The sequence below is a fragment of the Microbispora sp. H10670 genome, assembly GCF_014161385.1.
Lineage (GTDB): Bacteria > Actinomycetota > Actinomycetes > Streptosporangiales > Streptosporangiaceae > Microbispora > Microbispora triticiradicis.
In genome coordinates this window covers 83,125-107,998 of record NZ_JABBWW010000013.1, presented here as the reverse complement: position 1 = coordinate 107,998, position 24,874 = coordinate 83,125, and the positions used below count along the sequence as shown (strand labels likewise).

At 71.2% G+C, this 24,874-nt stretch carries 23 protein-coding genes; 9 read left to right on the top strand and 14 right to left on the bottom strand.

The genetic code is table 11. From position 1 onward, the window contains the following. Window positions 1-4: 4 nt before the first annotated feature. Window positions 5-499 (bottom strand): DUF1003 domain-containing protein, encoded by a 495-nt coding sequence (locus HHX33_RS19660; protein ID WP_182875877.1) that lies wholly within the window; start codon window positions 497-499, stop codon window positions 5-7. Beyond that, complete coding sequence (locus tag HHX33_RS19655; RefSeq protein ID WP_182875876.1) at window positions 496-1,701, bottom strand: magnesium transporter MgtE N-terminal domain-containing protein; 1,206 nt, start codon at window positions 1,699-1,701, stop codon at window positions 496-498. The genes HHX33_RS19660 and HHX33_RS19655 overlap by 4 nt, the downstream gene beginning before the upstream one ends. Window positions 1,702-1,786: 85 nt before the next feature. On the opposite strand from HHX33_RS19655, the gene HHX33_RS19650 reads away from it, so the two are divergent. The 4 genes from HHX33_RS19650 (at window position 1,787) to HHX33_RS19635 (ending at window position 8,444) form a co-directional block, all read left to right on the top strand. Continuing rightward, the gene (locus HHX33_RS19650; RefSeq protein ID WP_182875875.1) at window positions 1,787-2,731 is read left to right on the top strand and encodes an EamA family transporter; all 945 of its coding nucleotides are present in this window, start codon (window positions 1,787-1,789) and stop codon (window positions 2,729-2,731) included. 87 nt (window positions 2,732-2,818) lie between these two features. Then, the gene (locus HHX33_RS19645) at window positions 2,819-3,757 is read left to right on the top strand and encodes an HpcH/HpaI aldolase/citrate lyase family protein (protein ID WP_182875874.1); all 939 of its coding nucleotides are present in this window, start codon (window positions 2,819-2,821) and stop codon (window positions 3,755-3,757) included. A gap of 67 nt (window positions 3,758-3,824) precedes the next feature. After that, window positions 3,825-4,925, top strand: coding sequence for a CPBP family intramembrane glutamic endopeptidase (locus HHX33_RS19640; protein WP_182875873.1), 1,101 nt, complete (start codon window positions 3,825-3,827; stop codon window positions 4,923-4,925). A 135-nt stretch (window positions 4,926-5,060) separates the two neighbouring features. After that, window positions 5,061-8,444: a hypothetical protein gene (locus HHX33_RS19635; protein WP_182875872.1), complete on the top strand. Its 3,384-nt coding sequence runs from the start codon at window positions 5,061-5,063 to the stop codon at window positions 8,442-8,444. Here HHX33_RS19635 and HHX33_RS19630 read toward each other — a convergent pair. Continuing rightward, window positions 8,431-8,868, bottom strand: a complete 438-nt coding sequence (locus HHX33_RS19630; RefSeq protein WP_182875871.1) for an NUDIX hydrolase — start codon at window positions 8,866-8,868, stop codon at window positions 8,431-8,433. The genes HHX33_RS19635 and HHX33_RS19630 overlap by 14 nt on opposite strands. Before the next feature lie 72 nt (window positions 8,869-8,940). Here HHX33_RS19630 and HHX33_RS19625 point away from each other — a divergent pair, with 72 nt between their 5' ends. From HHX33_RS19625 to HHX33_RS19615, 3 genes are read left to right on the top strand one after another with little or no spacing between them, the layout of a single operon-like run. Further along, window positions 8,941-9,588, top strand: coding sequence for a DUF6758 family protein (locus tag HHX33_RS19625; RefSeq protein WP_182875870.1), 648 nt, complete (start codon window positions 8,941-8,943; stop codon window positions 9,586-9,588). Between the two features lie 39 nt (window positions 9,589-9,627). Then, a complete protein-coding gene (locus HHX33_RS19620) occupies window positions 9,628-10,338 on the top strand; it encodes an MBL fold metallo-hydrolase (protein ID WP_117409113.1) in 711 nt (236 codons plus the stop codon). Window positions 10,339-10,342: 4 nt separating this feature from the next. After that, complete coding sequence (locus HHX33_RS19615) at window positions 10,343-11,320, top strand: PD-(D/E)XK nuclease family protein (protein WP_310741445.1); 978 nt, start codon at window positions 10,343-10,345, stop codon at window positions 11,318-11,320. Between the two features lie 24 nt (window positions 11,321-11,344). On the opposite strand, the gene HHX33_RS19610 is transcribed toward HHX33_RS19615, so the two are convergent. From HHX33_RS19610 to HHX33_RS19600, 3 genes are all read right to left on the bottom strand, one after another. After that, window positions 11,345-12,262 (bottom strand): oxygenase MpaB family protein, encoded by a 918-nt coding sequence (locus HHX33_RS19610; RefSeq protein ID WP_182875869.1) that lies wholly within the window; start codon window positions 12,260-12,262, stop codon window positions 11,345-11,347. 10 nt (window positions 12,263-12,272) lie between these two features. Further along, window positions 12,273-13,151: an alpha/beta fold hydrolase gene (locus HHX33_RS19605; RefSeq protein WP_117409111.1), complete on the bottom strand. Its 879-nt coding sequence runs from the start codon at window positions 13,149-13,151 to the stop codon at window positions 12,273-12,275. A 346-nt stretch (window positions 13,152-13,497) separates the two neighbouring features. Next, window positions 13,498-15,696 carry a DEAD/DEAH box helicase gene (locus HHX33_RS19600; protein WP_259402645.1) on the bottom strand — a complete coding sequence of 733 codons (2,199 nt, stop codon included), beginning with the start codon at window positions 15,694-15,696 and terminating at the stop codon, window positions 13,498-13,500. Window positions 15,697-16,160: 464 nt separating this feature from the next. Here HHX33_RS19600 and HHX33_RS19595 point away from each other — a divergent pair, with 464 nt between their 5' ends. Further along, window positions 16,161-16,820 carry a ferritin-like fold-containing protein gene (locus tag HHX33_RS19595; protein WP_182875867.1) on the top strand — a complete coding sequence of 220 codons (660 nt, stop codon included), beginning with the start codon at window positions 16,161-16,163 and terminating at the stop codon, window positions 16,818-16,820. 401 nt (window positions 16,821-17,221) lie between these two features. Here HHX33_RS19595 and HHX33_RS19590 read toward each other — a convergent pair whose 3' ends face one another. From HHX33_RS19590 to ligD, 4 genes are all read right to left on the bottom strand, one after another. Further along, window positions 17,222-17,452, bottom strand: coding sequence for a DUF3107 domain-containing protein (locus HHX33_RS19590; protein ID WP_182875866.1), 231 nt, complete (start codon window positions 17,450-17,452; stop codon window positions 17,222-17,224). A gap of 102 nt (window positions 17,453-17,554) precedes the next feature. After that, on the bottom strand, window positions 17,555-18,175 hold the full coding sequence (locus HHX33_RS19585) for a TetR/AcrR family transcriptional regulator (protein ID WP_117409108.1): 621 nt from the start codon (window positions 18,173-18,175) through the stop codon (window positions 17,555-17,557). Between the two features lie 72 nt (window positions 18,176-18,247). Then, the gene (locus tag HHX33_RS19580; RefSeq protein ID WP_182875865.1) at window positions 18,248-18,448 is read right to left on the bottom strand and encodes a hypothetical protein; all 201 of its coding nucleotides are present in this window, start codon (window positions 18,446-18,448) and stop codon (window positions 18,248-18,250) included. A gap of 80 nt (window positions 18,449-18,528) precedes the next feature. Next, window positions 18,529-19,410 carry a non-homologous end-joining DNA ligase gene (gene ligD, locus HHX33_RS19575; protein WP_182875864.1) on the bottom strand — a complete coding sequence of 294 codons (882 nt, stop codon included), beginning with the start codon at window positions 19,408-19,410 and terminating at the stop codon, window positions 18,529-18,531. Between the two features lie 236 nt (window positions 19,411-19,646). Between ligD and HHX33_RS19570 the strand changes: the two genes are divergently transcribed. Next, window positions 19,647-20,606, top strand: a complete 960-nt coding sequence (locus HHX33_RS19570; protein ID WP_182875863.1) for a Ku protein — start codon at window positions 19,647-19,649, stop codon at window positions 20,604-20,606. A gap of 113 nt (window positions 20,607-20,719) precedes the next feature. On the opposite strand, the gene HHX33_RS19565 is transcribed toward HHX33_RS19570, so the two are convergent. The 4 genes from HHX33_RS19565 to HHX33_RS19550 form a co-directional block, all read right to left on the bottom strand. Next, a complete protein-coding gene (locus HHX33_RS19565) occupies window positions 20,720-21,028 on the bottom strand; it encodes a hypothetical protein (RefSeq protein ID WP_182875862.1) in 309 nt (102 codons plus the stop codon). A gap of 550 nt (window positions 21,029-21,578) precedes the next feature. Then, window positions 21,579-22,124, bottom strand: a complete 546-nt coding sequence (locus tag HHX33_RS19560; RefSeq protein WP_182875861.1) for a hypothetical protein — start codon at window positions 22,122-22,124, stop codon at window positions 21,579-21,581. Between the two features lie 679 nt (window positions 22,125-22,803). Next, complete coding sequence (locus HHX33_RS19555) at window positions 22,804-23,328, bottom strand: hypothetical protein (protein ID WP_182875860.1); 525 nt, start codon at window positions 23,326-23,328, stop codon at window positions 22,804-22,806. A 708-nt stretch (window positions 23,329-24,036) separates the two neighbouring features. Continuing rightward, the gene (locus tag HHX33_RS19550) at window positions 24,037-24,504 is read right to left on the bottom strand and encodes a hypothetical protein (RefSeq protein ID WP_182875859.1); all 468 of its coding nucleotides are present in this window, start codon (window positions 24,502-24,504) and stop codon (window positions 24,037-24,039) included. Window positions 24,505-24,874: the final 370 nt, after the last annotated feature.

Below are 24,874 nucleotides of genomic sequence, written 5' to 3'. Positions count from 1 at the left end.
GGACTCAGCGGGGATCCTCCGAACCCGCCCCGCACGATCTCGCCGGTTCGCCGCCCAGCTCCTCCTGGAGGCGCTGGAGCTCCGACCGGATGTAGTCGCGCGTGGCCACCTCGCCGATCGCCATGCGCAGGGCGGCGATCTCCCGGGTGAGGTACTCGATCTCGGCCTGGTTCCGCTCGGCCGACGTCTTGTCCTGCTCGTACTGGACGCGGTCGCGGTCGGCCTGCCGGTTCTGGGCCAGCAGGATCAGCGGCGCGGCGTACGACGCCTGGAGGGAGAGCATGAGCGTGAGGAAGATGAACGGGTACGGGTCGAACGTGACCGGCGCGAACAGGTTCCACAGCAGCCACACCGCGACGAACACGGTCATGTAGACGATGAAGCGGGCGGTGCCGAGGAACCGCGCGAACCGTTCGGAGAACCTGCCGAACGCCTCGGGGTCGTAGTAGAGCCGCACGCGGTAGCCGATCTCGCGCGGCTGGTCGAGGCGTTCTGTCATGGTCGTTCCCGCCAGTCGTCCGGCAGCATGTGGTCCAGCACGTCGTCGACGGTCACGGCGCCGAGCAGGCGCCCCAGCTCGTCCACGACGGGGACCGCGACCAGGTTGTACGTCGCGAGGTACGCCGCCACCTCGGACACCGTGAACTCCGGCCTGATCGGGTCCACGGTGATGTCTATCACGCTGCCGAGCAGCGTCGACGGCGGCTCCCGCAGCAGGCGCTGGAAGTGCGCCACGCCCAGGAAGCGCCCGGTGGGCGTCTCGCTCGGCGGCCGGGCGACGTACACCTGGGCGGCGATGGCCGGCGTCTGCTCCTGCTGCCGGATGTGCGCGAGGGCCTCGGCCACCGTCGCGGTCGGGGGCAGGACGACCGGCTCGGTCGTCATCATGCCTCCGGCCGTGTCCTCGCGGTAGCTCAGCAGCCGCCGCACCGGGGCGGCCTCCTCGGGCATCATGAGGCGCAGCAGGCCCTCGGCCTGCTCGGCGGGCAGTTCCTGGAGCAGGTCGGCCGCGTCGTCCGGGCCCATCTCCTCCAGCACGTCGGCGGCCCGGTCCCGGTGCAGCCGGCTCAGCACGAGCACCTGGTCGCGCTCGGGCAGCTCCTCCAGGACGTCGGCGAGGCGGTCGTCGTCCAGCGCGGCGGCCACCTCGGCCATCCGCTCGCCGGGCAGCTCGTGCAGCATGTTCGCCAGGTCGGCCGGGCGCAGCGCCTCGAAGGCGGCGAGCAGGTTGGCCGCGCCCTGGTCCTTCTGGACCCCGGCGAAGCCGGAGACGTCTCCCCAGTCGACGATCAGCGTCTCGCCCCTGCGGCGCGACCCCCGCCGTACGGCGACCTTCGCGATCAGCCAGTCGGAGGGGCGGGTCCGCTCCATCGCGAGGTCCTGCACGGTGACCCGCTCGCCGCGGTACTCGACGCTGCGGTCGAGCATCTCGCCGATGGCCAGCGTCTCGGTGTCCCGGCACTCGAACCTGCGCATGTTGAGCTTGCCGGTGAAGATGACGGCGCGGGCCTCGATGGAGGTGATCCTGGTGACCGGCAGGAAGACCCGGCGGCGCGGCTGCACCTCGACGACGAAGCCGTGGACCCGGGGGAGCAGCGGCCCCCGCAGCGAGACGACGACGTCCCGGATCCGGCCGATCTGGTCGCCGGCCGGGTCGAAGACCGCCACCCCCGCCAGGCGGGCCACGAAGATCCGATCCACCCTGCCAGGTTACGCAAGGATGCGGGCCGGTCCGTGTTGTGACAGGATCAAAGCCTTTTATTGGTGATTACATGGGCAGGTGGCGATGAGGGCGGTCAGCCTGGCGATCGCGGGCGTATCGGCCTTCTGTTTCGGGTTCTCCGGCCCGATGGCGAAGATCCTCGGTATGGCGGGGCTCACGCCGCTGGAGGCCGTGTGGGTCCGCATGGCGGGGGCGGGGGTGCTCCTGCTGCTGGTCCTGGCCGTCTTCAGGCCGCGGGCGCTGCGCATCCCCCGCGACCGCCTGCCGTTCTTCGCGGCGTACTCGGTGATCGCGGTCGCCGCCGTGCAGGGCCTGTTCTTCGTCGCCATCACGCGCCTGCCGGTCGGCGTCGCGCTGCTGCTGGAGTACACCTCTCCGGTGCTGGTGGTCCTGTGGGTGAGGTTCGTACGGAGGGTCCGGCTGCCGCGCTCGGCCTACCTGGGAGCCCTGGTCGCGGTCGCCGGTCTGGCGATCGTCGTCCAGGTCTGGGAGGGTCTGCGCCTGGACGCGCTCGGGCTGCTGCTGGGCCTGCTGGCCGCGGCCTGCTGCGCCGGATATTTCCTGATGAGCGATTCGTTCGGCGACGACGTGGACACGCTGGGCCTGATCGGCTGGGGCATGCTCGGCTCCGCGGTGGTGCTGCTGCCCGTCTCGCGGCCGTGGCAGATCGACTGGGCGGCGTTCACCCGCACGGCCGAGGTCTCCGGGCACACCGTGCCGGTCGCCGCGGCCGGCATCTGGATGATCGTGGTGGCCACCGTGGTGGCGTACACGACGGGGGTCACCGCCGTACGGCGCCTGTCGGCGGCGGTCGGGGCGACGGTCGCGTCGGTGGAGGTCCTCGCCGGCGCGCTGATCGCCTGGGTGCTGCTCGGCGAGCACCTTGGCGCGGCCCAGATCACCGGGGGCGCGATCGTGCTCGCCGGCGCGTTGTTCGCCCAGTCGGCGACCACGCGGATCGGCGCCGTGCAGCACGCCCCCGAGGCGCCGCAGGCCGTACGGGTGTAAGGGGGGCGGGTAAGGGGGTGCGGGTTCAGGGGGCGCGGGCCGTGCCGCGGCGGCCTTCCACCCACCGGATCTCGCTACGGTAGGGCCATGCGCGCGCGACGTTCCTGCCTGGCGGTGCCCGGCAGCAACCCTCGATTCCTGGAGAAGGCCCAGGGCCTGGGCGCCGACGAGGTCTTCCTCGATCTGGAGGACTCCGTCGCCCCCGGCGCGAAGGAGGAGGCGCGCCGCAACGTGGTCGCCGCCCTGCGGCAGGGCGACTGGACGGGCAAGACGGTCGTCGTCCGGGTCAACGACCTCACCACCCAGTGGACCTACCGGGACGTCGTCGAGGTGGTCGAGGGCGCCGGTGACAGGCTCGACTGCCTGATGCTGCCGAAGGTCCGGGACGCCTCGCACGTGGCCTGGCTCGACACCCTGCTCGGCCAGATCGAGCGGGCCGTCGGGCTGCCCGAGGGCCGCATCGGCGTCGAGGCCCAGATCGAGGACGCCCGGGGGCTCGTCGAGATCGACGACATCGCCCGGTCCTCGCCCCGGCTGGAGACCCTGGTCTTCGGCCCGGCCGACTTCATGGCCTCCATCGGCATGCGGACGCTGGTCGTCGGGGAGCAGCCCCCCGGATACGACGAGGGGGACGCCTACCACTACATCCTCATGCGCATCCTGATGGCCGCCCGCGCGTACGGCCTGCAGGCCGTGGACGGGCCGTACCTCCAGATCCGCGACCTGGACGGCTTCCGGCGGTCGGCGAGGCGGTCGGCGGCGCTGGGCTTCGACGGCAAGTGGGTGCTGCACCCGTCGCAGGTCGAGGCGGCCAACGAGGTCTTCTCCCCGTCCCAGGAGGACTACGACCACGCCGAACTGATCCTCGACGCGTACGAGTACTACACGACGGTCGAGAAGCGGGGCGCGGTGATGCTGGGCGACGAGATGATCGACGAGGCGTCGCGGAAGATGGCGCTGGTGGTCTCGGCCCGGGGCCGCGCCGCCGGGCTCGCCCGCACGAGCGCCTTCACCCCGCCTTCCTGAAGCCCTCCCGAAGCCCTCCCGAAGGCCCGCCTGAAGCGGGCGTACGAGGGCCGCGAAGAATGGACACATGAGCGAGACACAGCCGGATCCGCACCGGCTTCCCGCGGTCTACCTGGCTCCCGGGCCCTACGCGGGCGGGACCGCGTGGCCGGCCGGCCCGCCGCCGGGATGGCACCCCGGCCGGTACCCGCGCGGGCCCCAGTGGGGGGACGCGGCCTGGGGAGGCCCTGTCTGGGGAGGCGCTGCCTGGGGGCCGCCCGCGCGGACGCGCTGGGACGTCCCGCCGCCGCCCGGCACGCCGTACGACCAGATGGCGCGCACGGTCCTGAACCGCTGGTGGCGGCCCATCGTGGGCACCCTGGCGATCGTGGCGACCTTCGTGGTGATCTCCATCGGGGCGGGACTGGTGGCCTACCTCGTCTCCCTGGTGACCCGGGTGCCGATGACGGGGTCGGGACCCCGGCTGTTCGCCGATCCCGTGCTCGACCTCGGGTTCCAGCTGGGCGTCATCGCGTTGCTGCTCCCCCTGGTGCTCGGCGCGGCGTGGGTGTTCCAGCGGAGGCCGCCCGGGTCGCTCTCCTCGGTGGCCCTGCGCCTGCGGTGGAGGTGGCTGGCGGCCTGCCTGCTGGTCGCTGTGGTGTCGGTCGTACTCGGGCAGGCCGCCGAGGCCGGGATGCTGCTGTCGGCCGGAGTGGGTCCGGGGTACGGCTGGGCGGGCTGGGGGGCGTTCCTCCCGGCCCTGATCGTCATCCTGCTGCTCGTGCCGTTCCAGGCGGCGGCCGAGGAGTACGCCTACCGGGGCTGGATCATCCAGGGGCTGGGGGCGTACTTCCGCAGCCCGTGGCCGGCGATCCTGCTGGGCGCGGTGGCCTTCGCAGCCTCGCACGGCTACACGGGCTGGGGGATCGTCTACGTCTTCGTGTTCGGCGTGCTCATGGGGTGGCTCGCGGTCCGCACCGGCGGGCTGGAGGCCCCGATCGCCCTGCACGCCTCGAACAACGTCGTGGCGTTCGGGCTCGTGGCCGCCTCCGGCGACATGAACGGCGCCCTGGAGCAGGGTGCGGTCCCGTGGCAGGCTCTGATCGGATCGGCCGTCCAGTTCGCGGTTTTCGGGTTTGGTGTCCTAATAATCGCCCGAAAGTGGGCAATTCAGACTCTCTCCCGATAAATCTCACTAGAGAGGTATGGTCCCCGGGGCTTTCCCGTGTTGCTCTGGATTCGTGATGGGGTATCACTGTGATCGCTTTGCCGTAATAGAGGTGGAACGGTCCGGATTGACCTCTCCGGGGAGGAGGTACTGAGCGTGGCCTCGGGCCCCGACGAACGTGACCGCCGGCGTACGCCCGGTGAGCAGGAGACGCCCGCGCCCCCTCCGGAGCTGCATCACCGGCCGCCGGGTCCCTCCCCGTGGGCACTGCCCCCCTTCGCCGCCCCCGTACCCGAGGACGCCTTACCCGAGGAGCCCTTGTCCGGGGACGTCCTGTCCGGGGACGACGAGGACACCCGGCCCTACCGCAGATTCGGCGACCCGGAGCCACGCCCCGAACCCCAGACAGGGCCTCAGGCGGGGTCTCAGGGCGAGGCGCACGACTGGGCGCCGCGGCCGGACGCGGAGGCCCCGCCCCACTTATCCGGCGGTCACCCGCACCGGACCGGCCGCAGGCCCTACTCGGCCCCGTACGGCGCCGCCGCGGACACGGGAGCCACAGACACCGGAGCCACAGACACCGGAGCCACCGGCCCACCGGGCTCCCCTCAGGACTCCACCACCTGGCACGGCGAGGGTGCCAGGTCGACCGGACCGTCGGAGGCCGGACCGTCGGAGGAAGCGGGCCGGCGGCGGCGCGTCGTGGACCGGCCGGACAAGCTGGTCGCCTCGGGCCCGCCCCGGCAGCGGCGGGCGCAGATCCCGCGTGAGAACCCCGACGGCCCCGGGGCCCCCGAGATCGACACTCCGCCGTCCGGCCCGCTGCGTCCCCCGGCTGGACAGGAGACGGCGGGACAGGAGCACGTGTGGGCGCACACGCCCCCCGAGCCCGCCTCCCGCCACGGCCACGGACACGGCGACGATCCGGACACAGACGACCGGGAACCGGGTGAGCCGGAGACAGCCGAGCCGGGCATCCGGATGCGCCCGGAGATCCCCGTCGAGCCGGAGCCCGGGCCGGAGCTCGGGCCTGAGTCCGGCCCTGAGCTCGGGCCGGAGCCCGGGCCACGGCCCGGACCCGAGGCCGGGCCGGTCGAGCGCATCGGCCGCCCGCCGGGAGGCCGCCCGGCCCGGCACGACGTGCTCGTGGCCGTCGGGCCGCCGAGACCGGGCGGAGGGCGCCACCACAGGCGGGTGCTGCCGGGCCGCGGCTCGCCGGTCCGGGGGCTGCCCCGGCTCGTCACGTCGCTGGTCGTCGCGGCGGTCCTCGTCGTGGCGGCGGTGCTGGGCGTGGCGGTGGTGAAGTGGTCCAGGGGCCCTGCCACGACCGGGCTGCGGCTCGCCGCGGGCGACGGCCAGTCGGGCGACACCGCCTTCGCCGCGCCGGGCCTGCCGGGCAACGGCTCCAGCCAGGTGCTCAACGCGTTCGCCTCGGCGGGCTCGACCGTCGTGGCGGCGGGCAGCGACATGACCGGGGCGCTCGCCCGGCCGCTGTTCCTCGTCTCCGCCGACGGCGGCGCGCACTGGCAGCTAGGCCGGGTCGCGGGAGCCCCGGGCTACGAGACCGCGGCGGCGGCCGTGGGCCGGGTCGCGGGCGGCGACGGCCGCTGGCTCGCGGTCGGCACCGACGCGCCGGGCCCCGCGGGCCCCGCCGCCCGCGGCATGTGGGTCTCCTCCGACGGCCGTTCCTGGGCCGCGGTCGACCCGCTCCGGCTGACCGCCTTCTGGAGCCAGGACAGGATCACCGACGTGGCGCGGACCGCGACCGGCTTCCTGGCCGTGGGCGCGACGACCCTGCGCGACGGCACGGCGGGCCCGGTGGCCTGGGTGTCGGCCGACGGCACCGGCTGGACGCGGGTGGACACCGAACAGATCGGCACGCCCGACAAGGTCCGCGGCATGCGGGCGGTGGCGGCGCGCGGCGACCGGGTGGTGGCGCTCGCCGACCCCGGCTCCGGCGACACGGTCTCGGTCATCCTGCGGTCCGACGACGGCGGCCGCACCTGGCTGCGTACGGCCGCGGCGATCTCCGACGTACGGCCCGAGCCGGGCGCGCTCGCCGCCGCGGAGAAGGGCTTCGTGCTCGTGCCCACCCGGCAGCGCGACGCCGGCGGCGAGGTGCGGGTGTACTGCTCGCCCGAGGGCGCCGCCTGGACGCAGTGCGGCGCCATCGGGCCGCTCGGCGCGCAGGGCACGGGCGTACGCGGCCTCGCCTCGTCGGCGGCGGGGATCGCGGCGGTCGCCGAGTCGGCCTGGGAGCGGTACGCCGTCTACACCAGCCGGGACGGGCGCGAGTGGACCAAGAGCGCCGACCTCGGCGAGATCCCCGGCACGGTGCGGGGGCTCGCCATCACCGACGGCGGCACGCTGGTCGCGGGCGGCGACAAGCGGGGCCCCGGCGACGTGGAGAACCTGCCGGTGCTGATCACGGCGGGGAAGGGCGAGGCGGCCCACCCCGTGCCGCTCAAGGAGATCGGCGGACTCAACCGGCTGGCCAGGGAGACGGCGAACCTCGCCGCGGCCGGCGGCACGTTCGTGGCGGTGGGCTCCGCCAACGGCGACGCCGCCATCTGGACGAGTGGCAACAACGGGGCGAACTGGAAGGACGCGGGCTTCCCCGACCTGCTCGGCGGCCCCGGACGGCAGGCCCTCGGCGGCGTGGCGCACGGCCCGAAGGGGTGGCTCGCCGTGGGCGGCACGATGACCGACCCCGCCGTGACCCGGCCGCTGCTGGTCACCTCGGCGGACGGCAGGTCCTGGCGGCCCGGCCCGCCGATCGAGGTGCCCCCGGGCCACTTCCTGCTCGCGCCCCGCGTGGTCGCCGCGGGGGAGAAGGGCTACGTCCTCGCCGGTGAGGACCGGAGTGCGGCGGGGGTGGTCGCCGCCCTGTGGTTCAGCCCGGACCTCAGGCGGATCACCCGCTCGGCGGCCGGCAGCCTGCCCGCGGGCGGGGTCAACGTGCGCCTGTCCGGGGTCACGGCGACGTCCCACGGGTTCATGGCGGTCGGCGGTTCGGGCTCGGCCGACCGTGAGTCGGGAGTGGTCTGGGTCTCCTCCGACGGGCTCAACTGGACCGCGCGCGGCAGGGTCCTGCCGCCGGACGCCACCTCGGCCGGGTTGCGCCACGTGGTCGCGACGAAGGCCGGGGTCGTCGCGGTGGGCGTCGCCGTGACCGAGGACGGCCCCCGCCCGTTCTCCGCCGTGTCCACCGACGACGGCGAGCACTGGGAGTACGCCATGCTGCCCGCCGAGGCGGACGCCTCGGTCCTCGACCTGACCGCGACCGCGAAGGGCGTGGTGGCGGTGGGATCGCACCGCTCCGCCGAGGCGGACGGCGAGGGGGACAGCACCGCCTGGATCTCCGAGGACGGCCTGGACTGGTCGCGGCACACGCTCACCCAGGACGGCCTGGGCGGGCGGGGCGCCCAGTGGCTCGGCGCGGTGGCCGTCTCCGGCAGCCGGGTCGTGGCCGTCGGCAGGTCCACCGACTACGCCGACGACCACCTGACGATCTGGCGCAGCACGGTCACGGACCGGTGATCCTGGAGACGACCCCCCATTCGGCGAGGGCGTCGGCGAGGCCGTCGGTCAGCGGGAGGCCGGCCAGGTCGGCCGGCGCCCACCAGCGGGCGTCGGCGGCGTCGTCCCCGGCCACCGGCGTCCCCGAGGCCGTTCCCGAGGGTGTCGCCACGTAGTCGTGGATCTCGTACGTCACGCCGCCGGGGCCGGGCCGCAGCACGGTCCCGGCGAGCCGTACGACGGCGACGTCGAGGCCGGTCTCCTCGCGCAGTTCGCGGCGCACCGCCTGCTCGTCGGTCTCGCCGGGCTCGACCCTGCCGCCGGGCAGCGACCACAGTCCCTCGCCGGGCGGGCGGCCCCGCCGCACGAGCAGAAGCCGCCCGTCCGGATCGGTGATGATCGCCCCGACGCATCTGACGCGCTTTCCAAGACCAAGATGTCGCACAACACCAAGATTACGACTAGATAACGGGCAGGCTCTTGACTGATGGACATCACCGACGCACCGTGAATATTTGTGAGAACCGCGCCAACCTGCCCGCGGTGCTTCGGGCCGCTGCACGAACCGAACGTCTGGTCGAGCTCATGGCGATGCGCCGCCCACGGCGACGTCCTGCCGTTCCAGCCGCCCCACCGGCCCTCTCAGCCCGCGCTCGACGCTATGTGCGAGGCCGCCCGGGTTCCCGTGTGGCTTCCGTGGCCGCTCCCCACGGGGTGGCTGGTGACCGGCTTCGCCGAGGTGGGCGATGAACGGACCGGTGCGAGGGCGAGCGTCGTCGCGCTGACCGGCCCCTCGATCACCCACGGGCCCGCCGACATGCTGATCGTCGCCGAGGAGCCCGGGATCGGCCTCGGGGCCGCGTACGCGGGGCTGCCCGGGCCCGATCCCGGCTCCGGCTTCGACGCCGGTCCGCCGCACGCGAAGATCGACGTACGCGGCCACCCGACGGCGCTGTGGTGTGCGGGGCCGGGCGTGCCCGACGACCGTGCCGCCTATGTCGGGGAGGCCCTCGGAAACTGGCTGTGGACGGTCGCCTGGCCGGCCGAGGCCGGTTGTTTCATCGCGCTGGCCGATCTCTCGCTGCGTGACCTGCGCGACCAGGAACAGGCGGTGGCTCCGCCCTTCGGCGCCCTCTCGCCGAGACTGGACGGGGATGCGCGGTAAAGCCGGTCCGAAGCGCCGGGGATAGTAAGGTTCTGAGCCGTGACAGCGCGTATCGAACGAGTGGTGACCTCGGGCCTCGTGGACATCGAGGGCGACGAGCACAAGGTCGAGAACAACACCTGGATCCTGGGTGACGACGACGAGGTGATCGTCATCGACCCGGCACGGGACGCCGAGAAGATCCTGGAGAAGGTCGGCGACCGCGAGGTCCTCGCCGTCATCTGCACCCACGGGCTGCCCGACCACGTGGGCGCCGCGATCGAGGTGGCGGCCAGGGACGAGGCGGTGATCGCCGTCCACGCCAAGGACAGGCGCCTGTGGCGGCAGACCTGGGAGGAGACCTGGCCCGACATCGAGATGGAGGACGAGGGACTGTTCTCCGTGGCCGACGTCGAGCTTGAGGTGCTCGCCACCCCGGGCGTGACCGCGGGCGGCGTCTCGCTCTACTGCGAGGAGCTCGCGGCGGTCTTCACCGGGAAGACCCTGCTCATGGACGGGCCGGGCAAGCTCGGCGGGGAGTATCCCGCCCTCGCCGACCAGCTCACCTCCATCGGCGAGCGGCTGTTCACGCTGCCGCACGAGACGAGGGTGCTGCCCGCGCACGGCGAGGAGGGCAGGATCGGCGACCTGGAGCCCGAGTTCGACCGCTGGCTGTCGGGGTCGCTCACCGGCGCCGAGGAGGCCGAGCCGATCTCGCCGCTGGTGGACGGCACCGGCGCGTCCGGCATCACGCTGAACCGCGACGAGTAGTGCCGTGGAGCAGCTCGGCCTCGAGGGCATGCCGAGGCGGCTCTACACCTGCACTCCGTCACGCCTGAACACCTGGCTCGACTGCCGGCGCCGCTACCGCTTCACCTACCTCGACCGGCCGGCCCCGCGCAAGGGGCCTCCATGGGCGCACAACAGCGTGGGGGCCTCGGTGCACAACGCGCTGGCCGCGTGGTGGCGGGAGCCGTACGAGCGGCGTACGCCGGTCGTGGCGGCCACCCTGCTGACCGGCGGCTGGATCCGCGAGGGGTTCAGGGACGAGGAGCAGTCGGCGGCCTGGCGGGACCGGGCCCGCGAGATGGTCTCCTCCTACGTCGCGACGCTCGACCCGGCCGACGAGCCGGTGGGCGTCGAGCGGACGGTCGCCACGCGCACGTCCGTGCTCGCCCTGTCCGGCCGGATCGACCGGCTGGACCGGCGTGGGGACGAACTGGTGGTCGTCGACTACAAGACCGGCCGCCGCCCGCCGACGCCCGACGACGCCCGGTCCTCGCTCGCGCTCGCCGTCTACGCGATCGCCTCGTCCCGCATGATGCGCCGCCCCTGCCACCGGGTGGAGCTGCACCACCTGCCCACCGGTTCGGTCGCGGAGTGGGAGCACGGAGACGAGTCGCTGGCCCGCCACCTGCGCCGGGCCGAGGAGATCGGCCTGGAGGCGGCGGACGCCGACGACGCCTACCGGGAGTGGGCCGGGCCCTCCTCCCGCGAGAGCGGCCGTACGACGGGCCGCGGGCGGGGCCGTACGACGGGCGCCGTGCCGGCCCCGAGGCGAGGGGAGGGCGGGTCCGTGGAGGACGGCGCCGCCGTCGCGGTGCCGCCGGAGATCGACGCGTTGTTCCCGCCCGAGCCGGGGCCCATCTGCTCGTGGTGCGACTTCCGCGCGCACTGCCCGGAGGGACGGGCCGCCTCCTCCGAACGCCTGCCCTGGGACGGCCTCCCCACGGCCGAGGAGGTCCCCGGCTAGGCTGTGTCTCCGGTCAGCCTCCGGTCAGCCTCCGGGCGGGGTCGCGGCGGGGTGGCGGCGTGGGTCGGCCAGCCCTCGCAGGCCCTGCCCGACGTCGTACCCGGCCGCGCCGAGGCGCTCCCGGGAGGCCCGCAGCATGGCCCTGGTGCCCTCGCCGAGCACGCGCTGGTGCATCGGGTCGGGAATGGTGTTCATGGTGAGCCGGAACGCCCGCAGCGCCGCCGTGACCGCGATCTCCGGCACCTCCGGCAGCACGCCGTAAAGGCGGCGGGCCCAGCGGGGCAGCGTGTAGTAGCAGAGCGCGCCGAACGGGAAGTAGACCGGCCTGGCCGGGGACAGGAACCGCAGGTTCTCCGGCAGGCGCGGCCAGAGCAGGAACCGGACGGCGGCGGCCGACTCGGGGATGACCCGCAGGACGGGCCGCATCCGGGCGAAGTAGTCGTCCATCTCGCGCATCGTGCCCGGCACGTCCTCCGGGCGCAGCCCGACGTACGCCGCGCTGCGCCGCTGCTCGGTGAGGTAGCGGTCGGCCTGCCGGTCGGTGATCGGGACGCCGGCGCGGCGGACGACCTCCAGGTAGGACGTGACCTCCGCGCAGTGGACCCACAGCAGCAGTTCGGGGTCGTCCACCCGGTGGACCCGGCCCGTGTCGGGGTCGTGGACGCGCAGCGCCCGGTGGATCGCGCGGACCCGCCTGCCGATCCGCTCGGCCTCCTCCGGGCTGCCGTACGTCACGCGGCCCACGAAGTCGGCCGTGCGGCGCAGCCGCCCGAAGGGGTCCTCGCGGAAGTCGGAGTTCTGCCACACGCCCCGCATCGCCACCGGATGCAGGGCCTGCAGCATCAGGCCGCGGACGCCGCCCACCCACATGGTCCGGTCGACGTGGACCAGCCACGTCACGGACTCGGGAGGCTGGACGGTCGGACCGCTGACCCCGGTCATGGCCGTCGCGTCAGCCGTGCTGGAGCAGCCGGCTCTCGGCCGCGTTCCAGAACCGGGTCAGGGCGGCGGCGGTGGTCTCGGGCGCCTCGACGGCGGGTGAGTGGAGCGCCCCGGGCACCACGACGCACTCCGCGTCGAGCCGGCGGGCCATCTCGGCCTGCAGCGGCGGCGGCCAGCCGTCGTCGTGCTCGCCGTACAGGACCAGGAGGTCGAGGTCGCACTGGGCGAGCTCGTCGCACCGGTCGGCGGCGCCGAGCACCTCGTGCGCCATGGTCATGAGCCCGGTGGGGTGGTTGGCCAGCAGCCGCTTGCGCAGGAACGCCACGATGTCGTCCGGGACGCCCGCCTTCAGCGCCTCCGGCTCCATCCGGTTGGACCACATGTAGTCCAGGCCGTACTCGGGCAGTTCGGCGAGCATCACCCGGCCCATCTGCTCCCGGGGCCCGACGATGCCGGCGGGCCCGGAGCTCATGAGCGTGAGCGAGGCGATCTTGGCGGCTCCGTTCAGCGCGACCTCCCGGGCGACGAGGCCGCCGAAGGAGTGCCCCATGAGGTGCACCGGCTCGCCCTGCCCGACGACCGCGGCGATCGCGTCGACGTCCGCGCCGAGCGCCCCGCACGTGTACGCCGCCGGGTCGTCGGGGCCCGGCGTCTCGTACTGCCCGCGCATGTCCACGGCGATCACCCGGCGGCCGGCCTGCGCGAGGGTCTGCAGCACCGCGATGAAGTCCTCCTTCGATCCGGTGAAGCCGGGGACGAGGAGGGCGGGCCAGCGCTCGGGGATCCCGCTCACGGGAAGCGCCTCCAGGGCCGCGAACGAGCCCAGCGGCGTTTCGATCTGCTCGCTGCTGACGCCCGGAGGGAGGGTCAGGAACCGTGGCGTGCTCACGAGACCTCCTCCATCTCACCCGGGTTCCCCGGCATGGACCGTCTGCTGAAGGCTCGCTCACTCACGTGGCATCACGATACCCAGCGGGGACTCCGGCGACACCGCCGAAAGATCCAAGCCGGTTGCGGACCGGCCGGGCAGAGAGAGTCCGGGTGTCATGACGCGTGCCTCCTGTCCAGGTCATACCCACTGCGAACGTGGCGGCCCGCCGGGGGGACCGTGCCCACGTGCGAAGGCGCCCACGTGTGAAGGCGCCCACGCGCGAAAGCAGGGAGGGCGCCGGGTGTCCGGCGCTCTCCCTGCCCTGGTGGTCGTGCTCATCGACGAGCGGGCCGCGGCCGGCCCCTCACCCCGTACGGCGCGGGCGGGGCCGGGCCGGGCGGCGCCGCTGCTGGGCGCGCTCGGTCGCGGCGGACGGAGCGGGATCGTCGTCGTCGGTCGCGAGGTCGGGGGACCTGAACACGACCATGAACGGGCTGGCCGGAATGATCCTCTCCGGCTCCTGCCGGGCGACCGGCGGCCGGGCGGGCTCGTCCGCCACGCCGTTCACGGTCGCCTCGCCGGACGGCACAGACGGCACAGACGGCGTGGACGGCGCCTCGTCCGAGGCGCCCGCGTCCGTGCTCCGCGTACGGCGGCGCGTGGGCCGGTCCACGGAGACAGCCGGAGAGACGGCCGGAGAGGCCGCCGCGGCGTCCTCCGCGCCCGTGGTGGCCCCCGTGGTGGCCGCCGCGGCGGCGCGGGTTCCGCGCCGGCGGGCGGGCCGGTCCTCGACGGGCGCGGCGACCGCCTGGTCCCCGCTCCGCTGCTCACCGGCCGGTGACTCGACGACCTGTGACTCGACGCTCCGGGGCTCGACGCTTTGGGGCTCGTCGACCTGTGGCTCATCGATTCGGGGCTCGTCGATTCGGGGCTCGTCGATTCGGGGCTCGGCGACCGGGGTGCCGGCCGTGTCGGCGGCACGGGTCCTGCGGCGGGAGGCCCGGCGCGGGGCCGGCTCCGGCTCGGACGCCGCACCGGCCAATGGCCCGTCCGCCTGCTCCTCCTGTGGCCGTGCGCCCGGAACCTCGGCCAGCGCGCCGGTCAGGGCGTCGGTGTTGGCGCCCCCTCGCCGGGACCTGCGCCCCTGGGTCTGGGTCTGGGCCTGTGCGGGCTGCTCGGGCGACTCGGAGCCGTCCCCCACCTGCGAGGTCAGGGCGTCGGCGTCGCCGGGGGAGGACGCTCCGGCCTCCTGGAGGCGCCCGCCACGGGTGCGCCGCCGCTCGCGGGTGCGGGCGGGGCGCTCCCGGCGCTCCTCGCTGTTGTCGTGGTCACGATCACGGTCGCGGTCACGGCCGTTGCCGCGCCCGCCCCGGTCGGACTTGCCGCGGGAACGGGTGCGCCCGGTCTCGCCGAGGTCCTCGATCTCCTCGGACTCCAGGCCCGCGCGCGAGCGCTGGGCGCGCGGCAGCACGCCCCTGGTGCCCTCGGGGATGTCGAGTTCGCCGTACAGGTGCGGCGAGCTCGAATAGGTCTCGACGGGATCGGCGAAGTCCAGCGAGAGGGCGTTGTTGATGACCTTCCAGCGGGTCAGCTCGGTCCACTCGACGAAGGTCACCGCGACGCCGGTGCGGCCCGCCCGGCCGGTGCGGCCGATCCGGTGGACGTAGGCCTTCTCGTCCTGCGGGCAGTCGTAGTTGACGACGTGGGTCACGTCGTCGATGTCGATGCCGCGCGCCGCGACGTCGGTCGCCACCAGCACGTTGATCTTGCCGTTGCGGAAGGCGCGCAGCGCCTGCTCGCGCTGGCCCTGACCGAGGTCGCCGTGGACGGCCGCCACCGCGAAGCCCTTGTCCTTGAGCTGCTCGGCGACCATGTCGCAGGCCCGCTTGGTCTCGCAGAACACCATCGTGAGCCCGGCGCCCCTGCTCTGCAGCAGCCGCCCGAGAATCTCGATCTTGTCCATGCGGTGCGTGCGGTACACGTACTGCGTGGTGAGCGTGGTCGTCTCGGCCTCGGCCGTGCCGCTCTCCGCGCGCACGCGGGTGGGCCGGTCGAGGTAGCGGCGGGACAGGTTCACGATCTCGCCGGGCATCGTGGCCGAGAACAGCATGGTCTGGCGGTCGTCCGGCACGAGCTTGATGATCCGCTCGATGTCCGGGAGGAACCCGAGATCGAGCATGCGGTCGGCCTCGTCGAGGACGAGCATGGTGATCTGGCTCAGGTCGAGGTGCTTCTGCTTGACGAGGTCGAGCAGCCGCCCAGGGGTGCCGACGATCACGTCGACGCCGTTCTTGAGCGCCTCGATCTGGGGCTCGTACGCGCGCCCGCCGTAGACGGTGAGGATGCGCGACCCCAGCTTCCCGGCGGCGAGGACGAGGTCCTCGGTCACCTGAAGGGCCAGTTCGCGCGTGGGGACGAGGACGAGACCGCGGGGCTTCTTGCGGTTCTTCCTCGGCTTGCCGACCAGTTGGAGCATGGCGACGCCGAAGGCATAGGTCTTGCCGGTGCCCGTGCGCGCCTGCCCGATGACGTCCTGGCCGGCCAGCGCCAGCGGGAGCGCCATCTCCTGAATCGGGAACGGTGAAGTGATGCCCTCGGTCTCGAGGGCATCGGCGATCTCCGGGATGACTCCCAGGTCTCGGAACGTCGTTGTCAGCGTGGCCTGCCTCAATCTGTGAAGGCGGCCCTCCGGGACATCCGGCCGGCAGATCTTTCCCGGTCCGGGTCCTCGCGGACAGTCGCGCCCTCGTCGTGAACAGCGACCGCGGCATCCACTGGTTCCAGAGGTCCGGGGCAAACCCCGGATCGACTCGGTTGTAGGCCAGCGCTGGTTGTTGGCCAGTGCGGTCGCACTTCCACGAACCAGTCTACTCGATACCACAACACGGAACCGATTTCCGCGTCTTCTCGCTAAAAACTGTTGTCCTGTGGGCGGCCGTACGGGGTTCCACCGGGGGTCGCGCCGGGGTTCCGCCGGACCGGAGCGGCCGGCTCCGCGGGCGTCGCGCCGACCCTTACGCTGCATCCATGAGTGATTCGTCTCCCGGGATCGTCGACCTGCTGGGCGTCCTCGCGTACGCCGAGCTCACCGCCTTCCTCAGGCTGGCCGAGGATGCCGCGCTGTTCGCGCCGACGCTGAACGACAGGGCGGCGCTCGGGGACGTGGCCGCGGCCGAGTACGGGCACTTCCGGGTGCTGCGCGACCGGATCGCCTCGCTTGGGGCCGATCCGGAGGAGGCGATGGCTCCCTTCGTCGAGGCGATCGACGCCTGGCACGCCCAGACCAGGCCGAAGGACTGGTACGAGGCGCTGGTGAAGGCCTACGTGGGCGTGGGGATCGCGGGCGACTTCTACCGCGAGGCCGCCCGCCACGCCGATCCCTCGACCACCGCCCTGGTCGACGAGGTGCTGGCCGACGAGGGCCGTTCGGAGTTCGCGGTGGAGCGGATGCGCGCGGCGCTCGACGCCGATCCGCGTCTGTGCGGGCGGCTCGCGCTGTGGGCCCGCCGGATGGTCGGCGAGGCGCTGAGCCAGGGGCAGCGGCTGGCCGCCGCCCGTCCGCACCTCGCCGCGCTGCTCGTGGGCGAGCAGGGGGAGGATCTGGCGGAGATCGGGCGGATGTTCGCCCGGCTGACCGAGGAGCACGGCAGGCGCATGACGGCTCTCGGCCTCACCCCCAACGGGTGAAACCTCGCCGTTCCTGATTCGCGCACCCGGCAAACGGATGTACGGTGCGAGCATGAGGGCCTCGCGCCGCTACGGCAGTTCCTTGACAAGATGTGGGCCGAACAGCTGGACCCCCCGTGCGATTCTGCGGAGAGGAAGCGCGGGCTGTCCGACGATCGGCGGAAGACGGGACGATCCGCATCGGGCGGATCTCACCCGGCGTCCCCGCGGATGCGGTTACGGGCGGTCCTGACCCGGGCGGCCGGCTCCGGCCGCCGGCACGCCGCGCGTCCTGGGACACCCGCGCCGCCGGTCGGCTCCGGCCGCCGTCAAACTGTTTCCGCGTCAGAGCGTTTGAAGTCAGAGCGTTTGAAGTCAGGGCGTTCTGCGTCAGAGCGTCTCCGAGCCGGAGCGTCTCCGGGTCAGAGAGTTCCGCCGAAGCCGACGGGACGCGTCTCGTCCTCGCCGATCTCGACGAACCCGAGCGAGGTCACGGGTACGACCACCCGGCGTCCCGTCGTGTCGGTTAGGGAGAAGACGCCCTTGTCCGAGGCGAGTGCCTTGCGGAGCTCCTCTTCGATCTCCTCGGCCGACAGGTCGGTCTCCACGACGATCTCGCGGTGCACCGACTGCACGCCGATCTTTATTTCCATAAGGCTCCCCTTTCGCGAGGGCTGTTCTCTCCCCATCGTCGTCGCCCGGCGGCGCGGCGAGCCCTGTGATCGCGTCAAGCGAACAGGGAACCGGAGGCCCGGTCAGCCGGTGCGGGGGAAGCCGCTGATGCCGCGCCAGGCCAGGCGTGCCATCAGCTGCGTCGCCGCCTCCTTGGGGATCGAGCCGTGGCTGCTCAGCCAGTAGCGCGCGCTCACCTCGGCCATGCCGACCAGTCCGACGCCGAGCAGGTGCGCCTCGTCGCTGGAGCAGCCGGTGTCCTCCTGGATCACCCGGCTGATCGCCTCGGCGCTCTCGTAGAGCGAGCGCTCCATGCGCTGCCGTACGGGCGCCACGTTGCGCAGGTCGGACTCGAAGACCAGCCGGAAGGCCTCTCCCTGGCTCGACACGAAGTCGAAGAAGGCGCCGATGGCCGCCTGCACCCGCTGCTTGTTGTCGGTGGTCGACTCGAGCGCCTGGCGGCACCGGTTCACCATGTCGTCCACGTGCAGGTCGAGCAGCGCGAGATACAGCTCAAGCTTGCCCGGGAAGTGCTGGTAGAGCACCGGCTTGCTGACCCCGGCCCGCTCGGCGATCTCGTCCATCGCCGCTGCGTGGTAGCCGTTCTCCACGAACACTTCCTGCGCCGCGCTCAGCAACTGGCGGCGGCGGGCCATCCGGGGCAGCCGGGTGCCCCGGGGCTTGGCGTCCGGGGTAGCGGTCACGGCAGTCTCCTTGCAAGAAGCGCATCGGGGGCTCCCGCCCCGGGGCCTCATCCTACGTGTCGGTATCTGTGATCAGCGATAGTCGTCGTCGTCGAGGTCGACCGTGCGCTCCTGCTCGGTCACGTCGGCCGGGTCGGCGTCGAACGGGACGTGTTCGGGCCAGCGCCTGTCCTCGGCGACCTTGACGAGCTGGTGCTGCTCGACCGCGTCGGCCTCCGGCGCCTCGATCGAGATCTCCTCGGCGGCCTCGTCGAGGGGCTCCATCTCTGGCATGTGATCTTCCTTCCGTTCGACGGTCGGCTGCGACAGGTCTGACACTCAGGTCCAACACTACGGCCAGGGGTGCGGCCCGGCTAAGCGCCGAGGGCCACGAACAGGTCGCCGTGTTCCGCGACGCGCTTCAGCACGTCGGAGGAGGTGAAGACGAGCTGCTCCGGGTTCTCGCACGCCTCGACCTCTTCCCACCGCAGGGGCGTCGACACGGTCGGCAACGGGTTCGCGCGCAGCGAGTACGGCGCGACGGTGGTCTTGGCCGGATTGTTCTGGCTCCAGTCGATGAAGACCTTGCCCGGCCTTTCCTTCCTGGCCATCACACTGGTGACGAACGGGTGCTCCGCCTGCATCCGCCGGGCCAGCTCCTTGGCGTAGTCGGAGGTGCCGGGCCCGCGGTCCCACGGAACGTAGAGCTGCATGCCCTTGTTGCCGCTGGTCTTCGGATGGCTCTCCAGGCCGTCGTCGGCCAGTGCCCGCCGCAGCAGGACGGCGACCCGGCAGCAGTCGACGATCGTGGCCGGGGCCCCGGGGTCGAGGTCGAGGACGAGGGTGTCGGGCGGCTGCGGCTCGCCGTCCTTGGCCACCCGCCACATCGGCACGTGGATCTCCAGCGCGGCCAGGTTGGCGTAGTGGACGAGCGTCGGCAGGTCCTCCACGACCGCGAACTCGATCTCCTCGCGGTTCTTCGTGCTGCCCGGCGCCGGGAGGGTCACCGTACGGACCCAGGCGGGGGTGTGGTCGGGGGCGTTCTTCTCGAAGAAGAACGCGGCGTCCGCGCCGTTCGGGTAGCGCTTGACCGTGAGCGGGCGTCCCCGCAGATGAGGGAGCAGGGCCGGGGCGATCCGGGTGTAGTAGTCGATCACCTCGGCCTTGGTGAACCCGGTGCCGGGATAGAGGACCTTGTCCAGGTTGGTCAGGACCAGCATCCGGTCCTCGACCTTCACCCGCACCTTCTCCGTCATCACCGCTCCTCCCGCCGGCCCCCGGCGGGCATTCCCGGAGATCGCCCTTGGCGGCCCGCCAGAGAAGGGGCTCTGCCCGATCTCGGGCGGCTCAATCAGGCACGCGGGAGAGCGCCGGAGGCCCCGAGCGCGGGTTCCACCGGGTACGGCGCCGCCATTAGTGGGTACCTGCCCATGAGGTAACTCCCTTGGATCCCACCATAGCGGTATTCGAACACAGAGACGAGAATGTAGCCATGCGGAGCATCTGGAAGGGCGCCATCTCGTTCGGTCTGGTCACCATTCCCATCAAGCTGTACTCCGCGACCGAACAGAAGGACGTCAGCTTCCACCAGGTGCACCGGGAGGACGGCGGGCGGATCAAGTACAAGAGGGTCTGCTCGGTCGACGGCGAGGAGGTGCAGTACTCCGACATCGCCAAGGGGTACGAGCTTCCGACCGGTGAGATGGTCGTGCTGACCGACGAGGACTTCGCCGACCTGCCGCTGACCACCTCGCGCCGGATCGACGTGCTGCAGTTCACCCCCGCCGCCCAGATCGACCCCATCTACTTCGCGAAGTCGTACTACCTGGAGCCCGACGGGCAGGGGACGAAGCCGTACGTGCTGCTGCGGGACGCCCTGGAGAGGTCGGGGCAGGTGGCGGTCGTGAAGATCGCCCTCCGCCAGCGGGAGTCGCTGGCCGCGCTGCGGGTCCGGGACGGCGTGTTCGTGCTGGAGACGATGCTCTGGCCGGACGAGATCCGCGAGGCCGAGTTCGGCTTCCTGGAGGAGGACGTCCAGGTGCGGCCCCAGGAACTGAAGATGGCCGAGTCGTTGATCGACACGATGGTGGCCGACTTCGATCCGGCGGAGTACACCGACGCCTACCGGGAGGCTCTGCAGGAGGTCATCGAGGCCAAGGTCGCGGGCAGGGAGATCGTCGCGCCCGAGGCGCCCGCCGAGCAGGGCCCGGCCGTCGACCTCATGGCCGCGCTGCGCGCCAGCGTCGAGGCCGCCAAGCGGGAACGCCAAGGCGCCGGGGCGGCCGAGAAGAGCGCGGCGAAGACTCCGGTGAAGACCGCCGGGAAGAGCACTGCGAAGAGTGCCACGAAGAGCGCTGCGAAGAGTGCCGCGAAGAGTGACGGCAGGGCGGCCCCGGAAGGCGCGGAGGAGGAGAGCGCGCCCAGGAAGCGGAAGACCCGCCGCTCCGCCTGAACGTCCGCCTTCTTCGCCGCTCCACGGGAGCCCCGGCGGCTGTCCCGCCGGGGCTTGTTCACGGTACGGCTTGTTCACGGTACGGAAGCGGCGCAGGGTAGCGCCGTCCGGGATCAGTCGTCGTCGTCGCCGTCGATGTCGACGACGGCGTCGCCGGACGCGAAGGCGGTGTTGTCCCGGTGGACCTTCTTGATCCTGTAGTACTTGAAGCTGCGGAATTCGTTCCGGTTCACGAGCTTGTTCTTGTTCTTGTTGTAGTCGCGGCCACGTCCGTGGCCGTTCCAGCCGCAGCCCCCGTTGGCGCTGATGGTGGCGGTGGTCGGGGTGGAGGCGTGGGCGGTGACGGTGCTCAGAGCGAGCGCGCCGCCGGCCATCGCCGTGCTGACCGCCAGGCCGGTGATGACGTTCCGGAATTTGGGCATAGAGGCCCTCCTCGAAGGATGGATTGCCCGTACTTCTGACTTCTCCGGTGGGAACCGGAGATGTCCGGTTATGACCTATATGTCCGGTCATCGCCGTGGTGTCTTGATTGCCGAAGGGGCCCCCGGCCAAACTCGGCGGGGGAGAGTTTGACCTCTCGTCGCGACTCATGGCGCGGCTTGGCCGGCCGCTGACGCAGTCGGTGTCCGGCCCGCGATTCGCCGATCGATCCGGAGGGTACTCGCCGGGCCGTTTTCCCCGTCGCCGGTCCCCGATCCTCGCGGCCGCGGACTCGCCCGCCCGTCCGGGGCGTGGAAAGGTCAGGGCTCCGGCGAGGATCTCGCCGGAGCCCTTGTCTCATGCCATCCGGTGGAAGGCGTCTCCAGACTTCCGGTCGCTCGGCGCGCGGGTGCGCTGGAAACACCTGGCTGCACTCACCGGCGCCGTCGTCCCCGGCCGGTGGCGGAGAGGCACTCGTGGGTGGTCCCGCCCACCGGCTCCCGTCACCCGACCGGACGGCGCGGTGCCGCGCGAGGCGTCAGGCCTCGCGGATCAGACGTTGTTGCCGTTGTTGTTGTTGCCGTTGTTGGTGTGCTCGCGGTCGTTGCGGTTCCACCAGTCGTTGTTGTTGTGGTCCCACCAGTTCTGGTCGGCCCACCAGTTGTTGTTGAGCCAGTTGAACGCCTTGTCGTCCTTCTCCTGGAAGCCGAAGGCGACGTCCTTGGCGACGAGGCCGAAGGCGTCGTGCTGGGCCTTGTCGTCCTTGTAGAGGTTCTGGCCCCACCAGTTGTTGGTGTCCCAGAAGTTGTTCTGGTTGCGGTCGTTGATGTTGTGGTTGCGGTCGTTGCGCTCCCGGTTGTTGTTGTTCGGGAAGAACGCGCGCGGGAAGTCCACCCCCTTCTTGTTGTCCTGGGCGATGCCGCCCGTGCTGTCGTCGACGCCGTTGGCCGCGCCGTCCTTGACGATGGGGCGGTCCTCGTTCTTCGTGTAGAAGGGGCTGTCGTCGGCGCTGGCGGCCGCGGCACCCATGGCGACGGCGCCGCCGACGACCGCGGTGCTGAGCGCGAGCCCTGCGAAGATCTTCTTGAGGTTGGGCATTATGGTTCCTCCCTGACAGGATTCGATTTCGAATTGCCCTGTGTCTGTCGGCGTTTCCTGGCCGCCTACTGCGGTCAGGATTTTTTCTTCATGGCCCTTATTGGGCCCTGCTCCCGACGCTAGGGTGATTTCCTGCCGGGTGGCCCGACAAACTGACGTCTGCTGCTTTTGATTAATGATTAGCTGCGTATAGGCTTGATTCGATGGATAATGCGCCTTATGTAGTGATAGGTACGATTTGTTCCCTGGCGCGGACGCGGCCCGACGCCCCGTGAGCGGGGGCGCCCGCTCAGCCGCGTCCGCCATCGCGGTCGGCGGGCAGGCCGGGCAGGCCGGGGAGGCCGGGGAGGCCGGGGAGGTGGGGAGCGGCGCGATCGCGGGCGGGGAAAGGCCGCGGAAGGACGTGGTGGCGGCGGCGACCACGGTCGGGGAAAGAGCAGGGCTCCGGCGGAACCTTCCCGCCGGAGCCCTTGGTTGTCCCTGTAGGAGGATTGACGGCCGTTCCCGTTCAGGCCGCCGCCGCTCGGTGAGCGAGCGGCCGGCCGGTCGGGGAGCGTGTCTCTGCACTCAACGGCGCCAGTCCCTCAGCCGGAGTCGGAGACCTCGTGGGAGGTCTTCGGGATCCGTCGTCTTCCCGGAACGGCGCGATCGTCTCGCAGGAGCCGCTGGACCTGCCTTCTCAGTTCACGTGGTCGTTGTTGTTGTTGTTCCACCAGTTGTTGTCGTTGCAGTTCCACCAGTTGTTGTTGTTCCACCAGGCGTTGTTGAACCAGGTGTTGTCCTTGTTCGTCTTGTCCTGGAAGCCGATCGCGACGTCCTTGGCGACGAGACCGAAGCCGGAGAAGTCGTCCCGCTTGTCGGAGAACGCCCCCTGGTTCCAGAACTGCTGGTTGTTCCACCAGTTGCTGTTGTCGTTCTGGTTGAGGTTGTGGTTCTGGTTGTTCCTGTCGACGTTGTTGTTCGGGCTGGAGAAGACAGGGAAGACGTTCTCCTGATCACCGCGCTCGCCGACACCCCTGTTGCCCTGGGCGATGCCGCCCGTGCTGTCGTCGACGCCGTTGGCGAGGCCATTCCGGACGATGGGACGGTCGACGTCGCCGGTCCTGGTCGTGGCACCGGCGGCACCGGCGCCCAGGGCCAGTGCGCCGCCGACGGTGGCGGTGCCGAGCGCGAGGCCAGCGATGATCTTGTGGAGCTTGGACATGCGTGTCCCCCTTGACAGGATTCAGTATCCCTGAATTTGTTAAGGGCGTTTCTTTGAGAGAAAGGCCCTTCGGGCTCTTAATTGAGCCCTAACTTCCTGTGCTGTGATGATTTCCAGCGTGGTGGGCAGACAAACGGCCATCTAAGCCTTTTGATCACCAGTTAGACTCTTATGGACTGACTTAGAGGTATTGAAAGTGAAATGTCGCGATTGACCGATTTCTGGAAGGGTGTTCACCGGCCTGGCCACGCGGCGGAAACGGAGGCGGCGGCCTGAGTGCGTCGTCGCGGGTGTCCCGGCAGGCGTCGTTCGCCCGCGTACCGCTGACGCACCGCCGCCGCATGGCCGGGGGAAATCCTGCCGGGGCAGGGAAAGGCGACCTGGAGGGCTCCGTGCCGCCGGAACCCGCCGGCGAACCCGTCCCTTCGGGCTCCGTGCCTGAGCCCGCCGTACGGGGGAAAAAGTCAGGGCTCCGGCGAGAGTCTCGCCGGAGCCCTTGTTTCTGCTTTCTGCTGGATCGAACGGCCGTTCCCTGAGCGTGAAGTGCTACGGATCTTTCGGCGCTGTGGGAACGTGGCTGCGCTTCAGGGCGCCGTTCTCCTGTCGAGGCGGTGGACGACCGGGTGGCCGGCCGTATCAGTCATCCCTTCACCCGGCAGGATTCCGAGCGGCGCGGTCGTCTCGCAGGCCGCTGCCGGCCCCGCCTTCTCAGTTGACGAAGTTGTTGTTGTTGTTGTTCCAGTTGTTGCAGTTGTTGTTGTTCCACCAGGAGTTGTTCTGGAACCAGCCGTTGTTGAACCAGTTGCTCTCGCGGTTGGTCTTGTCGCTGAAGGCGATCGTCGCGCAGGGCCCGACGATGGCGAAGTTGGAGTCGCTGTCCAGGTTGTCGCAGAACGCGCTCTGGTTCCAGAAGCTCTGGTTGTTCCAGAAGTTGTTGTTCTGGTTGTTGTTGCACCAGTTGTTGTTCGCGAAGTTTTCGTTGTTGTTGTTCCCGCAGTTGTTATTGTTGTTGGTGTTGAAGGGAACGAAGTTGTTGTTGTTGCAGGGCATGCCGCCGAGACCCATGAGGCCGTCTCCACAGCCGGCGCTCGCGGCCGTGGCGCTCATGGCGATCGCGCCCCCGGCGATCGCGGTGCCGAGTGCGAGTCCGGCGAAAAGCTTCGTGAACTTGGGCATTGCTGTCCCCCTTGAAAGGATTGGAATTCCCCGCATCCTTCGGTATTTCTCCGTGGAGATTCGAGAGAAATACCTCTATGGCCCCCGTGGGCCGGGTTCCTGCGATACGTTGATATCCGGCGACATCACCCGACAAACGCGCCCTTATGGCTTTTGGTCAGCTATTAGCAGGCTATGGCACGAATTGGAGATAAAAGGGGCGACTTGTCCCATAATGTCCGATTTGAACGTGGGGTGCTCAGTGGAGACCGGATGCGTCTGGTGGTGTTCCAGAGGGGTTCGAAAGGGCATGGGGCGGGCCGCGGCGGGGGCGGCTGGACGGCGACCCGGAGGTGGCGGCAGGGGGGCCGCGACCCGGATGACGAACCCC

Excerpts from the sequence above, each read along its gene's own strand:
- HHX33_RS19660 (WP_182875877.1), bottom strand. The coding sequence starts at position 499 with ATGACAGAACGCCTCGACCAGCCGCGCGAGATCGGCTACCGCGTGCGG.
- HHX33_RS19650 (WP_182875875.1), top strand. The coding sequence starts at position 1,787 with ATGAGGGCGGTCAGCCTGGCGATCGCGGGCGTATCGGCCTTCTGTTTC.
- HHX33_RS19645 (WP_182875874.1), top strand. The coding sequence starts at position 2,819 with ATGCGCGCGCGACGTTCCTGCCTGGCGGTGCCCGGCAGCAACCCTCGA.
- HHX33_RS19640 (WP_182875873.1), top strand. The coding sequence starts at position 3,825 with ATGAGCGAGACACAGCCGGATCCGCACCGGCTTCCCGCGGTCTACCTG.
- HHX33_RS19610 (WP_182875869.1), bottom strand. The coding sequence starts at position 12,262 with ATGACCGGGGTCAGCGGTCCGACCGTCCAGCCTCCCGAGTCCGTGACG.
- HHX33_RS19600 (WP_259402645.1), bottom strand. The coding sequence starts at position 15,696 with ATGGCGCTCCCGCTGGCGCTGGCCGGCCAGGACGTCATCGGGCAGGCG.
- HHX33_RS19595 (WP_182875867.1), top strand. The coding sequence starts at position 16,161 with ATGAGTGATTCGTCTCCCGGGATCGTCGACCTGCTGGGCGTCCTCGCG.
- HHX33_RS19590 (WP_182875866.1), bottom strand. The coding sequence starts at position 17,452 with ATGGAAATAAAGATCGGCGTGCAGTCGGTGCACCGCGAGATCGTCGTG.
- HHX33_RS19580 (WP_182875865.1), bottom strand. The coding sequence starts at position 18,448 with ATGCCAGAGATGGAGCCCCTCGACGAGGCCGCCGAGGAGATCTCGATC.
- ligD (WP_182875864.1), bottom strand. The coding sequence starts at position 19,410 with ATGACGGAGAAGGTGCGGGTGAAGGTCGAGGACCGGATGCTGGTCCTG.
- HHX33_RS19570 (WP_182875863.1), top strand. The coding sequence starts at position 19,647 with ATGCGGAGCATCTGGAAGGGCGCCATCTCGTTCGGTCTGGTCACCATT.
- HHX33_RS19565 (WP_182875862.1), bottom strand. The coding sequence starts at position 21,028 with ATGCCCAAATTCCGGAACGTCATCACCGGCCTGGCGGTCAGCACGGCG.
- HHX33_RS19560 (WP_182875861.1), bottom strand. The coding sequence starts at position 22,124 with ATGCCCAACCTCAAGAAGATCTTCGCAGGGCTCGCGCTCAGCACCGCG.
- HHX33_RS19555 (WP_182875860.1), bottom strand. The coding sequence starts at position 23,328 with ATGTCCAAGCTCCACAAGATCATCGCTGGCCTCGCGCTCGGCACCGCC.
- HHX33_RS19550 (WP_182875859.1), bottom strand. The coding sequence starts at position 24,504 with ATGCCCAAGTTCACGAAGCTTTTCGCCGGACTCGCACTCGGCACCGCG.